A 20437-nucleotide genomic window follows, 5' to 3' on the forward strand; every position below is an offset into this window, starting at 1 on the left:
TGTGCCGGGGGGCGGCTACGCCCGACCCGGCCTGAATTGAGCCGCAGCAGACTACGCAATCCTGCAGGCATCCGCTTCCCACCGATACCCCACACCGTACACCGCGCGAATAAACGACTGGTCGGCATCGAGCGCTTCCAGCTTGCGGCGCAGGTTTTTGATATGGCTGTCGATGGTGCGGTCGGTGACCACGCGATAATCGTCATACAGGTGGTTCAGCAACTGTTCGCGAGAAAAGACTTTCCCCGGCTCGTGGGAGAGGGTTTTCAGCAGGCGGAACTCAGCGGGTGTGAGATCCAGAAGTTTGCTGCGCCAGCTTGCCTGGAAGCGGCTCTCGTCGACGATAAGCGGGCTTTCCGCGTCAAGCGCCTGCAGTTCACGCTGCGGTTTACAGCGGCGCAGGATGGTTTTCACGCGGGCGACCACTTCACGCGGGCTGTACGGTTTGCAGATGTAATCGTCTGCGCCAATTTCCAGCCCCAGCAGGCGGTCGATCTCTTCGATTTTAGCGGTCACCATCACGACGGGCACGTCAGAGAAGCGACGAATTTCCCGGCACAGCGTCAGGCCGTCGGTGCCCGGCAACATTAAGTCCAGCAGGATCAGATCCGGCGGCGTCTGGCGCACATACGGCAGCACCTGATCGCCATGATTAATCAGCACAGGGGCGTAGCTTGCCGCGCGTAAATAGTCGATCAGTAACTGCCCAAGTTTAGGCTCGTCCTCCACGATCAGGATGCGTGGCGTGTTTTCGTCAATGGGTAACTCGGTCATGCTTCTCTCGATAAATCCCGTTCCAGCGGTATCTCTACTGTAATGCTAACCCCGCCAAAAGGCGAATGGGCAGCGCGGATCGTGCCGTTGTGCGCTTCGACGATGTTGACGCAAATCGCCAGCCCTAACCCGGAGCCGCCACTGGCGCGGTTGCGCGAGCCCTCGGTGCGATAAAAACGTTCAAACAGTTTTTCCAGCTGTGCATCCTGTACACCGGGGGCGGAATCCGCAAAGGTCAGGATAAAACGGCCCTCTTCCTGCCTGCCTGAGATATGCAGCCCGCCGCCGCCGTCGGTATAGCGCAGGCTGTTTTCCAGCAGGTTATTAAAGAGCTGCATCAGACGGTCTCTGTCACCAAATACCACGGCGCGGTCCGGCAAGGAGAGGTCGATTTTCAGGTTACGGCTGGCAAAACGCTCGCGGAAGGCACCGCTGGCGACTTCCAGAATGTTAATGACATCCACCGGGGCTTTCTGGTAGGCCAGTGCCCCTTCGTCGGACATAGAGAGCTGGTGCAGATCGTCCACCAGTTTGGTAAGCGTGCCGACTTCGGCTTGCAAAGAGGCGACGGATTCCGGCGTAAACTGCCGCACACCGTCCTGAATCGCCTCCAGCTCACCGCGCAGCACCGCCAGCGGCGTGCGCAGCTCGTGGGAGATGTCGGCCATAAAGTCACGGCGCATCTGCTGGTTTTTCTCCAGCGTGCTGGCGAGCTGGTTGAAGTCCTGCGCCAGCTTGCCCAGTTCGTCCTGGCTGCGGGTATCCACGCGGGTGGAGAAATCCCCGGCGGCCAGCTTGTGTGTCCCTTCCACCAGGCGTTTAACCGGTGCAAGCAGGCCGCGCGCCAGCGGGAAGGTGGCGAGGGCTGCCAATAACGTGGAGAGCGCCACAATCAGCCAACTGGTCTGGCGCTGCTGGCGGTCAAAATTGATGTCGGTATTGCGCGTGAGGCGCTCAACCGGCGAGGCGATGACCCAGCCAACGGGGGCACCGTTCACGGTGATCGCGCGCTTCATGCCATCGTGCGGTACCGGCGCACGAGGGCCGACCAGCACCCGCATGTCCTGGTCGATCACCCAGAACTGGGTACGCCAGCCGTGAGGCGGCATACCGGGGCCGGGACGATCGTCATCGGTATCGTGCTCCAGCGATCGCAGGATCTGGAAAACAAAGCGATCGTTATTGCGCAAAAAACGCCAGTTCCCGTGGAGTGCGTACTGCTCGCCCAGCGCGTCGCTTAAGCCCTGTAACCGTTGTTCGTTGCCATGTTTGATGTAGTCAATAAAACCACGTTCGAAGCTGACCCGCACCGCCCAGTGCATGGTGATCAGCAGGACGATACAGGTGGCGAAAATCGCGACAAAAAGTTTGCCGGTAATGCCGGGACGCCAGAATTTCATGGTGCACTCCTTTTGCCGCGTCGGATAACGACGTTCTTGCTCGTATCGTCCGGTACTCTGGCGAAGATGAAAGCGGGCAGGGCGATAATCACCGCCATGCTGAGATAAGTGTATAAAAAGACCTGGTGCGCGACCGGCGTGTCGACGCTGAGATGATGCTGCCCGTACATGCCGAGCAGTAATCCGGCAACGGTGACGCCGACGCTCATTGAAAGCTGCATCACCATCGACAGCAGGCTGTTACCGCTGCTTGCCAGATCATCCGGCAGGTCTTTCAGCGTCAGGGTGTTCATCGACGAGAAGCGCATGGAGTTGATGATGCCCTGGCAGAACAGCACCAGCGGCAGGACGTAATACCAGCCCATCAGCGCCACGGCCATAAACAGCAGACAGACCAGCGCCAGGCCCAGCGTGGCGGCGACCAGCACGTGGCGATAACCAAAACGGTTCACCACCTGCACCACGATGCGCTTCATGCCCATACTGCCGAGCACCATCGGGATCATCATTAACCCCGCGTGGAACGGCGAGAAGCCCATGCCAATCTGTAAAAAGACCGGCGTCATAAACGGCAGCATGCCGCTACCGATGCGCCCGGCAAAGCTGCCGAACAGACCCAGTCGGTAGGTCGCATTTTTAAGCAGTGACAGGCTAAACAGCGCTTTATCGTTGCCTCTGGCATGCCACAGATACCAGAGAATGGCGGTGATTCCGAGGGCGACCAGTAACCCCAGCGTCAGGGACGAAATTCCCAGCCCTTTTTGCCCGTCGAGCGCCAGCGTCAGCGTCGCCATACCGGCCGCCAGCAGAATAAAACCAAAGAAATCAAAGCGCCGGGTCTGCATCTTGTAGTTAGGCATTAGCATCATGGTGGCGATGGCACCGACGATGCCGACGGGCAGATTGATTAAGAAGATCCAGTGCCAGGAGGCGTACTCCACCAGGATTCCACCCAGCGCAGGCCCAAGCAGTGGCCCCACCTGGCCGGGCAGGGTGACGAAGGTCATCGCCGCCATATATTGCTCGCGCGGGACGATTTTCATCACCGTGAGACGGCCGACAGGCACCATCATTGCGCCGCCGACCCCCTGCAATACGCGCGCCATCACCAGTTGATCGAGCGTATTGGCCTGCGCGCAAAACAGGGAGCCAACGGTAAACAGCACAATGGCGGTGAAGAAGATATTCCTCACGCCCACTTTGTCCGCCAGCCAGCCGCTGGCAGGGAGCATCACCGCGACCGTCAACACGTAGGAGACAATCACCATATGCATGTGCAGGGGGCTTTCCCCCAGGCTTTTCGCCATTGAGGGGAGGGCGGTATTGACGATGGTCGTATCCAGCGACTGCATAAAGAAGCCGAAAGCGACAATCCAAAGCTGCCAGCGAACGTTATTGGGTAGGTCGGTCATTTACTCGGTCACCGTGGTTCTGGTTTTACGCGAAAAACGCAGCCGCAGGCGGTCAAAGAACAGATAGACCACCGGCGTGGTGTACAGCGTCAGCAGCTGGCTCATCACCAGCCCGCCGACAATCGTGATCCCGAGAGGCTGGCGCAGTTCGGAACCGTCGCCCCCGGAAATCACCAGCGGCAGGGCACCGAACAGCGCCGCCAGGGTAGTCATCATAATCGGGCGGAAACGCAGCAGACAGGCCTGGAATATTGCTTCCTCCGGCGTCAGGTTGCCGTTACGCTGGGCGTCCAGCGCGAAGTCGACCATCATAATGGCGTTTTTCTTCACAATGCCTATTAATAGCATGATCCCAATCAGCGCGATTAGGCTGAATGGGGCACCGAAAAGCTCCAGTGCCAGCAGCGCCCCCACGCCCGCCGACGGTAAGGTCGAGAGGATCGTCAGCGGGTGAACGTAGCTTTCATACAGCACACCGAGCACGATATAGACCGTGGCTATCGCCGCCAGGATCAAAATCACCTGTGAGTTCATCGTCTCCTGAAACACCTGCGCCGTGCCAGCAAAGCTGCCCCGCACCGTGGACGGCACGCCGAGCTGCGTCATTGCGCGGGTGATCGCATCGCTGGCCTCTGAGAGCGACGAACCGGTTGGCAGGTTAAATGAAATGGTCGATGCAGCCGAAAGCCCCTGGTGATTCACCGAGAGCGGCGCATTTGACGGCTGCCAGCTGGCGAAGTACGACAGCGGAATCGCCTTGTCGTCGTTGTTAATCACAAACATTTTGTCCAGCGCGCTGATGTCCTGGGTATAACGCGGATCAACTTCCATCACCACTTTGTACTGGTTCATCGGCTGGTAAATGGTGGAGATTTCGCGCTGACCAAAGGCGTTATTCAGCAAGCTGTTAGCCGCTTCAACGTTTATGCCTAACCGGGACATAGTTTCGCGATCGTAGGTCAGCGCCATCTCCGCGCCGTTGTTTTGGCTGTCCGAGTTGACGTCGGCCAGCGCCGGCAGGGCAGCCAGTGCTTTACGGATCTTCGGCTCCCACTCGCGCAGGGCGGCCAAATCGTCAGAGAGCAGGGTGTATTGATAGCTGGCATTAGCCTGACGCCCACCGACGCGGATATCCTGAACGGCCATCAAAAACAGATTCGCGCCCGGCTCTTTGGCGAGCTTCACGCGCAGGCGGTCAATCACCTGCTGTGCGGTTTCGTTACGCTCGTCGCGGGATTTCAGAGCAATAAACATCATCCCACTGTTAACGCGTGAGCCGCCGGTAAAGCCGGTGACATTATCCACCGCCGGATCTTCACGAATGATCTTCATAAAGTCCTGCAGCTTGCCGCGCATTGCCTGGAACGAGATGCTCTGATCCGCCTGAATGCCGCCCATCAGTACCCCGGTATCCTGCTCCGGGAAGAAGGTTTTCGGGATGGTGATATACATCCAGACGTTAAGCCCGATGGTGGCGATCAGCACCAGCCCGACGATGCGCGTGTGGTTCAGTACCCATTTCAGCGATTTTCCGTAGCCCTCCTGCATTGCCATCAGAAGACGCCCAAAGCCTTTACGGCGCGGCTGTGAGTGCGGTTTGCTGCGTTTGAGCATCCAGCCGCACATCATTGGCGTCAGCGTGAGGGATATCAGGAGTGAAATGCCAATAGCGACGGAGAGCGTGACCGCAAACTCGCGCAGCAGTCTGCCCGGCAGGCCACCCATCAGCAGCAGCGGCAGGAACACCGCCACCAGCGACAGGCTCATGGAGAGCACCGTAAAGCCCACTTCACGCGTCCCCTGAAGTGCCGCCTGCAGCGGCTTTATCCCCGCTTCAAGGTGGCGGGAGATATTCTCCAGCACCACAATGGCGTCATCCACCACAAAGCCGGTGGCGATGGTTAACGCCATTAGCGACAGGTTGTTGAGGCTAAAACCGCACAGGTACATGGCCGCAAAAGTGCCAATCAGCGACACCGGCACCGCCACGGCAGGGATCAGCGTTGCTCGTCCCGAACGCAGGAACAGGAACACCACCAGGATCACCAGTGCCACGGAGATGATCAGCGTTTGCTCCACCTCTTCGAGCGAGGCGCGGATGGTGGGGGAGCGATCCTGTGCAATCTGCAGATCAATCGCTGCCGGAATGGTCTCCTGCAGTTCCGGCAGACGTTCGCGGATGCTGTTTACCGTCTGGATGATGTTGGCTTCCGGCAGCTTGCGGATCATCAGCAAAATCGCCGGCTTCGCGTTGGTCATCCCGGCGTTACGCACGTCCTGCACCGAATCGGTGACGCTGGCCACGTCACTTAAGCGCACCGCCGCGCCGTTGTTATAGTGAATGATCAGCGGCTGATATTCGGCGGCGGTTTTCAGCTCATCGTTGGTCTGGATCTGCCAGCGATGGCTGCTGTTCTCAATCGCCCCCTGCGGCTTGCGCACGTTGGCGTTGCTGATAGCGGTACGCACGTCGTCCAGCGACACGCCCTGGTTGAACAGCGCCTGCGGGTTTAAGCCCACGCGCACGGCGGGCAGGGAGCTGCCGCCCACGTCCACGTCGCCCACGCCGTCGATCTGGGCGATGGTCTGCGCCAGTTGCGTGGAGGCAAAGTCATAAAGTTCGCCCTGAGAGTACGTATCTGAGGTGAGCGTCAGGATCATCACCGGCGCGTCTGACGGGTTGGCCTTGCGATAGGTCGGACGGCTCGGCATCCCGCTTGGCAGCAGGCTTTGCGCGGCGTTGATTGCCGCCTGCACGTCACGCGCTGCGCCGTTGATATCGCGGTCGAAGCTGAACTCCAGAATGATGCGTGTACTGCCGAGCGAACTGCTGGAGGTCATCTCGTTGACGCCCGCAATTCGCCCGAGCGAGCGTTCCAGCGGCGTAGCGACCGACGATGCCATGGTTTCCGGCGATGCGCCCGGCAGCGAGGCGCTGATCATGATCACCGGGAAATCCACCTGCGGCAGCGGGGCCACCGGTAGTAGCCGAAAGCCCAGCACGCCGCACAGGGTGATGGCGACAGAGATTAAGATTGTCGCCACCGGGCGGTAAATGAAGAGGGCAAAAAACTTCACTTACGCCTCCTCTTCACGTTTCGGGAAGCGGCTTTTGGTCCACAACGCAAGACGGTCAAACAGCAGGTAGATGACCGGCGTGGTGAACAGCGTCAGCACCTGGCTGACCAGCAGGCCGCCGACCATGCCAATCCCCAGGGGACGGCGCAGTTCAGCCCCCACACCAGTGCTCAGCATCAGCGGCAGTGCGCCCAGCAGCGCGGCCAGCGTGGTCATCAGGATCGGACGAAAACGCAGCAGGCAGGCCTGGAAGATGGCATCACGCGGCGACATGCCCTGCTCGCGCTCGGCGGCAAGGGCAAAGTCGATCATCATGATGGCGTTTTTCTTCACGATCCCGATAAGCAGGATAATGCCGATAATGGCAATGACATCCAGCTCGCTGCCCGCCAGCATCAGCGCCAGCAGCGCCCCCACACCTGCGGTCGGCAGGGTAGAGAGAATGGTGATTGGGTGGATAAAACTTTCGTACAGCACGCCGAGCACAATGTACATCGCCACCACTGCCGCCACGATCAGCCAGATGGTGTTACCCAGCGCGGCCTGGAATGCCAGGGTGCTGCCCTGGAACTGGGTCTGGATATCGGACGGGAAGCTCAGCTCTTTTTCAGCAGAGAGAATGGCTTCCACCGCTTCGCCCAGCGAGTAATTATCCGGTACGTTGAACGAAATGGTGGTGGACGGGAACTGATCCAGATGGTTTATCGACAGCGGCGTATAACGCTCTTCCACGTTAGCAATGGCGCTTAACGGCACAATACCACCGTCTTTGCTGGTCAGGCGTACCGAGTCCAGCGCGGCAAGCCCTGGCGTGTTGTCGGTGTTATGCTCCAGCACCACGCGATACTGGTTCGCCTGGGTGTAGATAGTGGAGATCAGCCGCTGGCCAAAGGCGTTATACAACGCGTTGTCGACGTCTGACATGGTAATACCCAGACGGCTGGCGGTGTCGCGGTTGACGTTCACATACGCTGCCAGGCCTTTATCCTGCCAGTCGCTACTCACATCGGAGACCTGCGGCAATGTGTTCAGCTTCGCCACCAGCTGTGGCACCCAGGTGCTGAGCGCCTCAAGGGTAGTGGCCTGCAGCGTGAACTGGTACTGGGTACGGCTCACCTGCGTATCAATGGTGAGATCCTGAATGGGCTGCAGATACAGCTCAATGCCCGGCACGCGGGCCACAGACTGTTGCAGACGTTCAATCACCGTGTTCACCCGATCGTCGCGGTCATCAAGCGGTTTGAGGTTGATCTGCAGACGTGCGCTGTTCAGCGACGGGTTAGTGCCATCGACACCCACGTAGGAGGTCAGGCTCTCCACTGCCGGATCTTTCATGATGATCTCAGATACCTGCTGCTGACGCTGGGCCATACTGGCAAATGAAACGGTTTGCGGTGCCTGCAGCGTACCCTGAATAATGCCGTTATCCTGAATCGGGAAGAAGCCTTTCGGAATGAAAATCCACAGCATCACGCTTAATGCCAGCGTCCCCAGCGCCACGCCAAGCGTCGCCCACGGGTGGTTCAGCACTTTCGCCAGCATGTGGCCGTAAGCCGCAATAATGCGTTCGAACATCCGTTCAGAAGCGCGAGAGAAGCGGTTTTGCTTGCGTAAAGACTCGTGGCTCAGCATGCGGGCGCACATCATTGGCGTCAGCGTCAGCGAGACAACCGCGGAGATCAGTATGGCGACGGCAAGCGTCACGGCAAATTCGCGGAACAGACGTCCGACGATATCGCCCATAAACAGCAGCGGGATCAGCACCGCGATCAGCGAGAAGGTCAGGGAGATGATGGTAAAGCCGATCTCTCCGGCCCCTTTCAGCGCGGCGGCTAAGGGCTTTTCACCTTTTTCGATATAGCGCGAGATGTTTTCTATCACGACGATGGCGTCGTCCACCACGAACCCGGTGGCGATGGTGAGCGCCATCAGCGTCAGGTTGTTGATCGAAAAATCCAGGAACACCATTACCGCGAAGGTGCCAACCAGAGAAAGCGGCACGGCGACGGCAGGAATGATGGTTGCCGGGACGTTACGCAGGAACAGGTAGATGATCATCACCACCAGCGCGATCGCCAGCATCAGCTCAAACTGGGTGTCGGTTACGGAAGCGCGAATATTGGTGGTGCGGTCGGAAAGCACCTTCACGCTGACCGATTTCGGCAGGCTGTCAATGAGTTGCGGGAGCATCGTGCGAATGCTGTCGGCGGTTTCGATGATGTTTGCGCCCGGCTGGCGCTGAACGTTCATTACGATCGCCTGCTGTTTGTTGGCCCACGCGCCCAGCCAGCTGTTTTCCGCACCTTGCTCAACGGTTGCTACATCGCCCAGACGGATCGGCGCGCCGTTCTGATAAGCCACAATCAGCTGACGGTATTCATCGGCAGACTGCATTTGATCGTTCGCGGAGAGCGTTACCGCACGGGTCGGGCCGTCCAGCGAGCCTTTCGCCGAGTTGACGTTGGCGCTGCTGATAGCGGTGCGGATGGTTTCGCTGGTCAGGCCGAGTGCGGCAATGGCCTGGGCGTTAAGTTTTACGCGAACCGCCGGACGTTGCCCGCCCGCCAGCGTCACCAGGCCCACGCCGGTCACCTGGGAAATCTTCTGCGCCACGCGGGTTTCGACCATGTCTTCCACCTGCGTCATTGGCATGGCGGAGGAGGTGACGGCGAGCGTCATGATCGGCGGGTCCGCCGGGTTGACTTTGCTGTAGACCGGTGGGTTAGGCAGGTCAGACGGCAGCAGGTTAGTGGCGGCGTTGATTGCAGCCTGTACCTCCTGCTCGGCGACGTCCAGCGACAGCGTCAGCTGGAACTGCAGCGTCACAACCGATGCGCCGCCCGAACTTTGTGAGGACATCTGTTTCAGGCCGGACATCTGGCCAAACTGACGTTCCAGCGGGGCGGTAATGGCGGACGTCACCACATCCGGGCTGGCACCCGGATAGAGCGTAACCACCTGAATCGTTGGGTAGTCCACCTCCGGCAGTGCGGAGACGGGCAGGAAGCGATAGCCGATAATCCCGGCAAGCAGGATCGCCACCATCAACAGCGTCGTGGCGACAGGGCGCATAATAAACAGGCGTGATGGCCCACCTGTAGAGCCTGGTGGCATCACCTGCATCAGGCTTTTGCTCCCTGTTTCTCAGGCTGTACCACTTCGACTTTGGCACCTTCGGTCAGGCGGTCGATGCCGTCGGTCACCACGCGGTCGCCCACGGAAAGCCCGGCGCAGATCACCACCGTCTGGCTGTCCTGAATCCCGGTTTTCACCAGATGCTTACTGACTTTGTCGTCGCTGTTCAGCACCCAGACGAAGTTACCTTCGCTCCCCATCTGCAGTGCTGCTGTCGGGATCACCACCGCGTTTTCTTCGGTCGCGACCAGCATCCGGGCATTCACAAACTGGTTCGGGAAAAGGGCGTCGTCCTGATTGTTAAACCGCGCTTTCAGCTTGATGGTGCCGGTAGTGGTGTCGATCTGGTTATCGAGGCTCAACAGGGAGCCTTCGCTGAGTTTCTGCTTGTTGGTGCGGTCCCAGGCCTCAACCACCAGCCCTTTCCCGGCTTTTTGCGCCTGTACTACCGTCGCAATTTCGCTTTCCGGCAGGGTAAAGACCAAATCAATCGGGTGGGTCTGGGTGATGACCACGATGCCCGTGGTATCGCCGCTGGAAATCTGGTTGCCGATATCGACCTGCTTCAGGCCGACGCGACCGTCAATCGGCGCGGTAATACGGCTCCAGTCGAGCTGCAACTGCGCGCTGGCAACGGCGGCTTCATCGGCTTTGATGGTGCCCTGAGACTCGCTGACCAGCGACTGCTGGGTATCCAGTTCCTGGCGTGACACCAGGTTGGTTTTCACCAGTTGCTGATAGCGTGCTAAATCACGCTGCGCGTTGGCGAGCGTGGCTTTGTCTTTGGCGAGCTGACCCTGTGCCTGGGCGAGGGCAACCTTAAACTGGCTTGGGTCGATTTCCGCCAGCAGATCGCCCGCTTTAACCTGCTGACCTTCCTGGAAGTGAAGCGCCATGAGCTGGCCGTCAACGCGGCTGCGCACCGTCACAGTATTAGCGGCGGTAATGGTGCCCAGACCAGAGAGATAACGCGGAACGGCTTTATTCACCGCCGTCGCCGCCTGAACCGGAGCCAGCGCACCGCCGCGCATTCCGTGACGTCCACCCCCGGTTGGGCGTTGTGACGGGCTGCTGGCACCTGCGGGTGCAGTGGAATTCGCGGATTGGCTGTGCCAGTACCAGGCGGCGGCAAGGACCACCACAATGATGCCAGCGGCGATTGCCCAGCGGGATTTGTTACTGCCTTTCATCGTTATACGTTCTCATCCTGAAACACTTCGGGGAATGATACTAGTTTAGTCAGGCAACACGGCAGAAAAATGGAGGAAATATGGAAGACTGTCTGGAATTGTCTGAGTGTAGCCGGGTGACGCTTCGCTTACCCGGCCTACTTTCGAGGGTTTTGTAGGCCGGGTAAGGCGAAGCCGCCACCCGGCACAGCGGCATTAGCCAAACATCACCTGCGCCCAGCGCGCCAGCCCGGCCGTTACGGAGCCAAAGTCATCGCCTCCGGCAATCGGAATGCCTGGCATCTGCTCTGCCAGCGCTTTCTTGATCAGCGGCGAACGGGCGCTACCGCCGGTCAGGTAAATGACATCCGGTTTCTCTTTGCCGTTCTGCAGTGCCAGCTGCACCTGCTCCAGAATGCGCTGCAGTGGCTGTGTCAGCGCCGTTTCCAGCCCTTCCTGAGAAATCGCCGTGGCGAGGTCATCGCTGATAAACGGCAACGACACCGCATGTTCAGGACGATCCGATAGCGCGATTTTACTCTCTTCGGCAGTACGCACCACGCGGTAGCTGAGACGCTGACGCCACACTTTGTACAGCAGCGCGACTTTCTCGCCATCACGGGCATCGCGCACCATGTCGTTAAGGAAGCGGCCGTTGGCGGTGCTGTAAAAATCACTCTGCGCCGGGACGTCGTTGATGGCGATAGCGTTCCACCACGGCAGAATCGGCAGAGCGATCCCTTTTTCGGTTTGCCCGCCCATGCCGAGCAGCGGCATCAGGCTCTTGAACGCCAGCGCGATATCCAGATCGTTACCGCCCACGCGGCAACCGCTGTGCCCCAGCAGGCTGTTTTCACGATCGCGACGCGGGTGCCATTGTGGGCCCATCAGCAGCAGCGAGCAGTCCGTGGTTCCCCCGCCGATATCCACGACCAGCACCCGTTTCTCTTCCGTCAGGGTGGCTTCAAAATCCAGCCCCGCCGCAACCGGCTCGTACTGGAACACGACGTCGCGGAAGCCTGCCCGGTGCGCGGCGCGCTCAAGTATCCCCTGTGCCTGCTGGTTGGCGTCGTCGCCACCCAGTCCCTGGAAGTTGATCGGGCGGCCAATTACCGCCTGCGTGATCGCCTCCGGCACCTGGCTCTGCGCCTGATTACGGATGTGCAGGATCATGGCACACACCAGATCTTCAAACAGCGCCACCTGTTGTGGCTTCAGGCCGCTGGCTCCCAGGAAGGATTTCGGTGATTTGACGAAGTAGACCTCTTCCGGATCTTCAATGTAGTGCCCGAGCGAGGCGAGGCCGAACTGTACGCTGGAAGGCGTGACGTCAATGTCTTCCTCGCGGTTAAAACTGACCGCCCGGCGTAGCAATGCCTGGGTTTCTGCTGCGGTGGCCGGGATTTGATGATGGCGAAAAAGCCATTCGCTTACCGCTTCGCGCGTTGGAGCGCAGAGCATTGACGGCAGCAGCGTGCTCTCGTTTTCCATTTTCAGGAGCTGCGGTTGCCCGTTTTGCATCACCGCAACCGAACAGTTTGCGGTGCCGTAGTCGAATCCAATAAACACATTACATCCCCATGCCGGTGAGAAGGGGCGAGACTTTAGCGAAATGTCCGCCTGGCGACAACTGGAATATGAAAGCAAGGCGAAACAAGGCCTTTCGGTTTATGCTGTGGAGAACACAGAAGGAGCAGCGATGTATACCCTGACCTGGCAACCCCCTTACGACTGGCAATGGATGTTTGGTTTTCTTGGCGCGCGTGCGGTGGCGGGGGTCGAGACCGTGACGGATGACTACTACGAGCGCAGTTTCGCCGTTGGCGGGCATCAGGGAATATGCCGCGTGACGCCGGATATCATCAACCGCACGCTGAATGTGACGCTCAGCCCAGGGTTACTTCCCGTCGCTGAAACATGCCTTGCCCGTCTCGAACGGCTGTTCGATCTCGCCTGCGATCCGCAACAAATTTCAGTCGCGCTGGGCGAACTGGGCGCGGCGCGGCCTGGCTTACGTTTGCCGGGGGCAATGGATACCTGGGAGCAGGGTGTGCGGGCTATACTCGGGCAACTGGTCAGTGTGGCGATGGCGGCGAAACTGACGTCGCGAGTCGTGGCGCTGTACGGTGAACCGGTGAAGGATTCTCCGGGCTATATGTGCTTCCCTGCACCGGAGGTGCTGGCTGTCGCCGATCCGCTGGCGTTAAAAGCACTCGGGATGCCGGTAAAACGTGCGGAGTCGATGATTTATCTGGCGCAGTCGGTGGTCGACGGGACGTTTCCCCTTTCACCGCCTGCGGACATCGACGCGGGTATGAAAGCGCTACAGCAGCGTCCCGGAATAGGGCGCTGGACCGCCAGCTATCTGGCCCTGCGCGGCTGGCAGGCGAAAGATGTTTTCCTGCCGGATGACTATCTGATTAAACAACGCTTCAGCGGCATGACGCCCGCACAGATCCGTCGCTACGCCGAACGCTGGCAGCCGTGGCGCTCTTATGCGCTTTTACACATCTGGTACACCGAGGGCTGGTCACCCTCAGTTGATGGCGAAGTAGCTGGTGTTCAGCAGTAATTCCAGCGGCTGTGGTTCGGCGATGGTGTCGCCATAAATAAAATCGATGCCGATGCCGGAGAGCGTGTCCATCATAATGGGCTGATTGCCCGGTCCGGCGATGGTTTTCATCCCCAGGCGGCGAGCGTGCCCCTGAATGATGGTGACCATCATCTCATCCATCAGATTCCCGTGGACATTACTCACGATTTCCGCGTCCAGCATCAGATAATCGGCCATGTTGGCGCTGAGGTGGTTAAAGACGCTCATGTCGCGCCCTACCTGGCTCAATATTATCCGGCAGCCCGCGTGCCGGAGTTTTTGCAGGCTTTGCTGGACGTTTTCATCCGGGTTGCTCAGCACATCGACGGCGATCATCAGATGCAACAGACGCCCCGGTAATGGGCCTTTCTCCAACAGATCCAACAGTTCATCAACCAGCGTGACGCTGGCCAGACCGGCTTCAGAGAGCGGAAGCGCAACACCCATGCCTTTCGCGGCGACCTGTGTTGCATAAGTGCGGAAAAACTCACTGAAAATACGTCTGTCGAGCGCATGCAGCAGTTCAGGCTCTGCCAGTCCGGCGCGGAAGGCGTGCTCCTCCTGAACTTCGCCCTGGCTGGTCCACAGGCGTAATGAGATCAGCCAGAAGTTGCTGCTCTCCGGGATGCGAGGGGACGCGACGCTGCGGGCTATCATCATAAGATGGTTGTCTTTAATCATATGCCACTGCTCATCAAGCGACATCATGCTGCGCGTGCTGTGGACTCTTTCCTGCTGGGGTTCATAAACCGTCACCACGCCGCGACCGCTGTTTTTCGAGGCGTAACAGGCGATATCGGCCTGGGACATCACTTCTGCTGCCTGATAATTGGTGTCGTCAATAAGGGTGATACCCGCGCTGGCACCGATACGGTGCAGGCGACCCTCCCACATAAAGTGATAATCGTTGATGGCGTGGATCAGACGACCCGCAATGTAGCGCGCGCTTTCAATATTGCAGTCCGGCAGCAGCAGGCCAAACTCATCGCCGCCGAGACGTGCCAGCACATCGCTGGAGCGCAGCATGGTGAGCATTAGCGAGGAGAGTTCACGGAGCAGGGCATCGCCTGCAGCATGGCCTGCGGTGTCGTTGACAGCCTTAAAGCGGTCGAGATCGATAAACACCAGCGCATGACGCTGACGCGTCTCCTGAACCGTCTGCAGCAGGCGTTTGAGATGGTTCTCGAAGCTCACGCGATTGGCCAGATGGGTGAGAGCATCATGCGACGCGCTGTAGCTCAACTGGCGCAGCATCTTGCGTGACTCGGTGACGTCCTGAATCACCAGAACGGAACCGATATTTTGCCCGTCCAGCGTACTGAGCGGGGTGATGCTGTAATGGATGTCAAAGCACCCGCCGTTGCGGCAGTTGAGCACCACATCCTGTTCGATATCAGCGCGGGACATATCACCGCTGTGGATATTTTCCATCAGCGGGCCTTTCTCACCAAAAGTAATGTGCAGCACTTTCAGGATGGGCTGCCCCATTGCCTCGATTTGCGTCCAGCCGCTCATTTTCTCGGCCACCGGGTTCATAAAGGTGACGTTCATGTCGATATCGGTACAGAGTACCGCTTCACCGATGGAGTCGAGGGTAATGTGCAGACGCTCTTTTTCCTGGAACAGAGCCTCGTTAAGCTGCTTAACCTCGGTCATGTCCATATTAATGCCGAGCAGACGTTCGACCTCACCCTGTTTATTCAGCACCCGATTCGCAAGCGAGCGGATATGGCGAACGCCCTCCTTCACGCGGATGCGAAATTCGAGCTTAAACGGCAGCCTCGCCATCAATGAATCCCGGAGCACCTGTTCGGCATGTGCCCGGTCTTCCGGTATTATCGCCTCGTGCCAGAGCTGCCACGTGGGTTTAATGTGCGGCGGGATCTCATACAGCTCAAACATCCGCTTATCCCAACTGATAATGTCAGGCACCAGATCCCACTCCCAGATGCCGATCCCACCCGCTTCGTTGGCGAGTGTAATTCGCTCCATCAAACGCTTGTTAACCCATTCGGTGTGCTTCAGGTCGTTAATGTCTTCAATCTGAGCAATAAAATAGAGGGGAGTGCCGTCGGCATGGCGCACAACGGAGACGGCGAGCAGCGCCCAGACCACTTCCCCGTTGCGGGTGTAGTAGCGCTTCTCAAGGCTGTAAGTGTTGATATCCCCGTTGACCAGTTGTTCAAGCTGTTCCAGATCGGTGTTCAAATCTTCCGGCCAGGTCAGCTGCTGGAAGGTGAGGGACTGTAGCTCTGCCTGGCTATAACCGAGGAAGTTACACAGGGCCTTGTTAGCCTGCAGCCACTGGCCATCAATGCCGACCAGCGCCATACCAATCGCGGAATATTCCATCGCGTTACGAAAACGCTCTTCGCTCTCGGTGATATGTTTGCGTTCTGCGCGGAAGGCGTACATCACCATCGTCATAATATTGGCGGGCAGCAGCATCATCAGGAATGGCAGCCACGGAGCATTAAACGTCACAAGAAGGTTTTGCGGCGTCACGGTTATAGGATTGCGCGCCATCATCAGTGACACCATCATCACCGTGACCAGAAACACCAGGAAGGCTTCCATCCGGGGCAGACGCACCGCGCTCCACATCAGCAGGACAATAACGCAGGTAAAGGGCCACGGCAGCCAGGTTATCGCCGCCCAGCACAGCACCAGCGTCACGGCCATGGTGACGAGGGTTTCCAGCAGCAGTTTTGGGTTGCGATGGCGCAGCAGGTAATGCGGTTTAAACAGCAGGCCTAACGGCACCAGCGCCAGCGCACCGATGGTTTCCGACAACACCCAGACAAGGAAATTACGCAGTGGGTCCGCGCTTGGAACCAGTAAATGAACCAGTACGCCGCCCACCAGCGGCGGTATCAGGGCGCTGCCTGCTGCCAGGCGAATCCAGTCGTTGAGGTTTTGCAGCGGGTTATACCAGGGTAGCAACTTGCGCAGTAATAACGCACCTATACAAGCCTCAATAACGTTTATCGAGGTATAGGTGAGGTTGATGGACTCCCAGGAAAAGAGCATCCAGGAAGCAAAAATATTGCCGAATGAACAGGCCAGTGCAATGCCGGGCCACATTTTCCCCGCATGACGGTAAAACGCCACCATCATGATCGATGTGGGGAACCATAACGGTGCCAGCAGCGTGCCAAAGCGGGTTAATTCCAGCGAGAAAAGGGTAAAAATGAAGGTGATCAGCCCCAGGCAGACAAGTCGCAATAAAGGATGGGGGGTAGTAACCAAAACCCGCTGGTATTGTTTATTCATTACCGCATTATCCAGGGACGCCATGCCGTCAGGAGCCAGGTCCGGGCGCGTGAAATTAAGAATTTGGTTTATGCTAGTACAAACAATTTACAATTCATATGCCGACTGCTCAGAATTTGACATCATAGACTTATTAAATAGTTACTCTGCAAAAAAATCCTGTTAAACGCTGAAAAAGTGGTCGTTTAAATTTCGCTAAGGGAGCAAAAAGCCACTTTTCAGGGCGTCTCGCATAACCTGCGCATTCGACTGGTATCATGCCCGCGAAATCCCTATAATTGCCGCGTTTGACGCTCCGGCGTCGTCCTTCCTTAACATCCAGGTTAATCAGGTCGCTAAATTTATGACTGATAAGTCTCATCAGTGCGTCATTATAGGCATCGCCGGCGCATCGGCTTCAGGTAAAAGTCTTATTGCCAGTACGCTTTATCGCGAACTGCGTGAACAAGTTGGTGATGAGCACATCGGCGTTATTCCCGAAGACAGCTATTACAAAGACCAATCCCATCTTTCGATGGAAGAGCGCGTAAAAACCAACTACGACCACCCAAATGCAATGGATCACAGCCTGCTGTTCCAGCATTTAGAAGCCCTTAAGAGCGGCCAGGCGATTGAATTGCCGGTCTACAGTTATGTAGAACATACCCGCACTCAGGAAACCGTGCGCATTGAGCCGAAGAAGGTCATTATCCTTGAAGGCATTCTGCTGCTGACCGACGCGCGACTGCGCGAATCAATGAACTTCTCGATTTTCGTCGATACGCCACTGGATATCTGCCTGATGCGCCGCATCAAGCGCGACGTTAACGAGCGTGGTCGTTCTATGGACTCGGTGATGGCGCAATACCAGAAAACGGTTCGCCCGATGTTCCTGCAATTTATCGAGCCTTCCAAGCAATACGCCGATATTATCGTGCCGCGCGGCGGTAAAAACCGTATCGCCATTGATATCTTAAAAGCGAAAATCAGTCAGTTTTTTGAATAAGCTGTGCGAATTGTGTACCGTTCAGAGATAACCTGGTTTTGCCCTGAGCCTGTAAAGCTGCAGGGCACGATGCACGAAAGGAGAAAGTGCCATGCGTCTTTGTGACCGCGATATAGAAGCCTGGCTGGATGAAGGCCGCCTGTCTATCACCCCGCGACCGCCCGTGGAGCGCATTAACGGCGTTACCGTTGATGTGCGTCTGGGCAATAAATTCCGCACGTTCAGCGGCCACACGGCACCGTTTATTGACCTTAGCGGGCCAAAAGATGAAGTGAGTGCCGCGCTGGATCGCGTCATGAGTGACGAAATTGTTCTCGACGATGGCGAAGCCTTTTATCTTCATCCCGGTGAGCTGGCGCTGGCTGTCACCTTTGAGTCTGTGACGCTGCCTGCGGATCTGGTTGGCTGGCTTGATGGTCGCTCCTCACTGGCGCGTCTGGGCCTGATGGTGCACGTCACCGCGCACCGCATCGATCCTGGCTGGTCGGGTCGCATTGTGCTGGAGTTCTTCAATGCCGGTAAGCTGCCGCTGGCACTGCGTCCGGGCATGATGATTGGCGCGCTGAGCTTTGAACCCCTGACGGGGCCAGCGGATCGACCTTATAACCGCCGCCAGGACGCAAAATATCGCGACCAGCAGGGTGCGGTCGCCAGTCGTATTGATAAAGACTGATTGTTAGTCCACTGAGGATGCCATGAGAAGAGTTCTGACAACGCTGATGATTTTGCTGGTGGTGCTGGTTGCTGGCCTTTCGGCGTTGGTGCTACTGGTTAACCCGAATGACTTTCGCGCGTATATGGTGCGGCAGGTTGAAGCACGCAGTGGTTATGAACTTAAGCTGGACGGGCCGCTGCGCTGGCATGTCTGGCCTCAACTTAGCATTCTTTCTGGCCGCATGTCGTTAACTGCACCAGGAGCATCCCAGCCGCTGGTGTCGGCGGACAACATGCGTCTGGATGTGGCGCTGATCCCGCTCCTCTCGCACCAGCTGCAGGTTGATCAGGTGATGCTGAAAGGGGCGGTGATCCAGCTTACGCCGCAAACGGAAGCTGTCCGTCAGGCGGACGCTCCGGTCGCCCCGCGCGAAAATACCCTGCCTGATGTGCCTTCTGATACCGGCTGGTCGTTTGATATCGGTAACCTGAAAGTCGCTGACAGCGTGCTGGTCTTCCAGCATGAGGACGACGAGCAGATCACCGTGCGCAACATCAACCTGAAGATGGAGCAGGATGCGAACCATATTGGCACGATGGAATTCTCCGGGCGGGTCAACCGCGATCAGCGCGATCTGACGTTATCGCTGAATGCCAACGTGAACGCCTCAGACTATCCGCATCAACTGACGGCGGATATCCAGCAGCTAAACTGGCAGTTGTCGGGGGCCGATCTTCCGACAAAAGGCATCGTGGGCCAGGGGGCGCTGCAGGCTGTGTGGCGCGAAGAGCAAAAACAGCTGGCGTTGAATAATCTTAACCTGCAGGCCAATGACAGCAGTCTGAAAGGACAGGCGAGCGTCTCCCTCGAAGAAAAGCCGAAATGGGTCTTTGATCTGCAGTTCGACAAGCTGAACCTGGAGAATCTGCTCCCGCCTCAACCGGTCAGTGCCGCTGACAGCGATGTTGCCCAGACCGGGCAAAGCCAGATGGCGCAGTCGCGTCCGGTTATCTCGTCTAACCTTGAACAACCTGACTACAACGGGCTGCGCGGGTTTACGGCTGACATTCTGCTGAAAGCCAACAGCGTTCGCTGGCGTGGCATTGATTTTACCGATGTCAGCAGCCAGATGTTCAACCACAATGGTCTGCTGGTTATCTCTGAACTGAGCGGCAAGATGGGGGCAGGGCATCTGTCTCTGCCGGGGACGCTGGATGTCCGTAAAGATATTTCCAGCGCTGAGTTCCAGCCGCGTCTTGAAAACGTTGAGATTGGTACGATCCTCAAAGCCTTTAATTACCCGATTGCGCTGACGGGGCAACTGACGCTGGCAGGGGACTTCTCCGGCATGAAGATTGATGCCGATGCGTTCCGTCATAACTGGCAGGGTCAGGCGCATGTCGAGCTGAAAGATACCCGCATGGAGGGGCTTAACTTCCAGCAACTGGTGCAGCAGGCTGTTGAACGCAGCAGCAATGTGAAGGCCAGTGAGAATTACGACAGCGCAACCCGTCTTGATAGCTTTACCAGCCAGCTGACGCTGGAGAAAGGGCAACTTTCTCTGGATGATATGCAGGGAACCTCATCCCTGCTGGCATTAACCGGTACGGGAACGCTTGATCTCATCAAAGAGACGGCAGATACCCGCTTTAATGTCCGCGTGCTCGGCGGCTGGAAAGGTGAGGGTGAGCTGGTGGACTTCCTGAAAGAGACACCAATTCCGCTGAACGTCTATGGAAAATGGCAGGCGCTGAATTACAGTCTGCAGGTAGACCAGATCCTGCGTAAGCATCTGCAGGATGAAGCAAAACGTCGGCTGAACAACTGGGCGGATCGCAACAAAGACTCCCAGACCGGAAAAGACGTGAAGAAGCTGTTAGACAAGCTGTGAGCCTGTGGGATGCGGCCTGATACCCTCTCCTGTGGGAGAGGGTGCAAACACTAAAAACGGCAACGGGGTTGC

12 protein-coding genes are annotated in these 20437 nt (G+C 57.8%); 4 read left to right on the forward strand and 8 right to left on the reverse strand.

Translation table 11 applies throughout. The annotated features are described in order from the left end of the window. Positions 1 to 51 precede the first annotated feature (51 nt). The 7 genes from baeR to yegD form a co-directional block, all read right to left on the reverse strand. On the reverse strand, positions 52 to 774 hold the full coding sequence (gene baeR, locus ABGB15_RS07950) for a two-component system response regulator BaeR (protein ID WP_152081578.1): 723 nt from the start codon (positions 772 to 774) through the stop codon (positions 52 to 54). Continuing rightward, positions 771 to 2174: a two-component system sensor histidine kinase BaeS gene (baeS, locus tag ABGB15_RS07955; protein WP_152081577.1), complete on the reverse strand. Its 1404-nt coding sequence runs from the start codon at positions 2172 to 2174 to the stop codon at positions 771 to 773. Before baeS ends, baeR begins: the two co-directional genes overlap by 4 nt. After that, positions 2171 to 3586, reverse strand: a complete 1416-nt coding sequence (locus tag ABGB15_RS07960) for an MFS transporter (protein ID WP_215722331.1) — start codon at positions 3584 to 3586, stop codon at positions 2171 to 2173. The genes baeS and ABGB15_RS07960 overlap by 4 nt, the downstream gene beginning before the upstream one ends. Further along, on the reverse strand, positions 3587 to 6664 hold the full coding sequence (gene mdtC, locus ABGB15_RS07965) for a multidrug efflux RND transporter permease subunit MdtC (RefSeq protein WP_215722330.1): 3078 nt from the start codon (positions 6662 to 6664) through the stop codon (positions 3587 to 3589). Next, positions 6665 to 9787 carry an MdtB/MuxB family multidrug efflux RND transporter permease subunit gene (locus ABGB15_RS07970; RefSeq protein WP_215722329.1) on the reverse strand — a complete coding sequence of 1041 codons (3123 nt, stop codon included), beginning with the start codon at positions 9785 to 9787 and terminating at the stop codon, positions 6665 to 6667. Next, complete coding sequence (locus ABGB15_RS07975) at positions 9787 to 10989, reverse strand: MdtA/MuxA family multidrug efflux RND transporter periplasmic adaptor subunit (RefSeq protein ID WP_369064156.1); 1203 nt, start codon at positions 10987 to 10989, stop codon at positions 9787 to 9789. Before ABGB15_RS07975 ends, ABGB15_RS07970 begins: the two co-directional genes overlap by 1 nt. Before the next feature lie 195 nt (positions 10990 to 11184). Next, entirely contained in the window at positions 11185 to 12537 is a 1353-nt protein-coding gene (gene yegD / locus ABGB15_RS07980; protein WP_215722328.1) for a molecular chaperone, read from the reverse strand. Positions 12538 to 12667: 130 nt separating this feature from the next. On the opposite strand from yegD, the gene alkA reads away from it, so the two are divergent. Beyond that, positions 12668 to 13540: a DNA-3-methyladenine glycosylase 2 gene (gene alkA / locus ABGB15_RS07985; RefSeq protein ID WP_152081571.1), complete on the forward strand. Its 873-nt coding sequence runs from the start codon at positions 12668 to 12670 to the stop codon at positions 13538 to 13540. Here alkA and ABGB15_RS07990 read toward each other — a convergent pair. After that, positions 13505 to 16834, reverse strand: coding sequence for a diguanylate cyclase (locus ABGB15_RS07990; protein ID WP_215722327.1), 3330 nt, complete (start codon positions 16832 to 16834; stop codon positions 13505 to 13507). The two genes, alkA and ABGB15_RS07990, sit on opposite strands and share 36 nt — an antisense overlap. 343 nt (positions 16835 to 17177) lie before the next feature. Here ABGB15_RS07990 and udk point away from each other — a divergent pair, with 343 nt between their 5' ends. From udk to asmA, 3 genes are all read left to right on the forward strand, one after another. Then, positions 17178 to 17819, forward strand: a complete 642-nt coding sequence (gene udk / locus ABGB15_RS07995; RefSeq protein WP_152081569.1) for a uridine kinase — start codon at positions 17178 to 17180, stop codon at positions 17817 to 17819. A gap of 91 nt (positions 17820 to 17910) precedes the next feature. Beyond that, the gene (gene dcd, locus ABGB15_RS08000; protein WP_152081568.1) at positions 17911 to 18492 is read left to right on the forward strand and encodes a dCTP deaminase; all 582 of its coding nucleotides are present in this window, start codon (positions 17911 to 17913) and stop codon (positions 18490 to 18492) included. Between the two features lie 22 nt (positions 18493 to 18514). Continuing rightward, a complete protein-coding gene (gene asmA, locus ABGB15_RS08005) occupies positions 18515 to 20365 on the forward strand; it encodes an outer membrane assembly protein AsmA (protein ID WP_215722326.1) in 1851 nt (616 codons plus the stop codon). Positions 20366 to 20437: the final 72 nt, after the last annotated feature.

It is taken from the genome of Enterobacter sp. MALB-1, from assembly GCF_041021625.1.
Classification (GTDB): domain Bacteria; phylum Pseudomonadota; class Gammaproteobacteria; order Enterobacterales; family Enterobacteriaceae; genus Enterobacter; species Enterobacter oligotrophicus.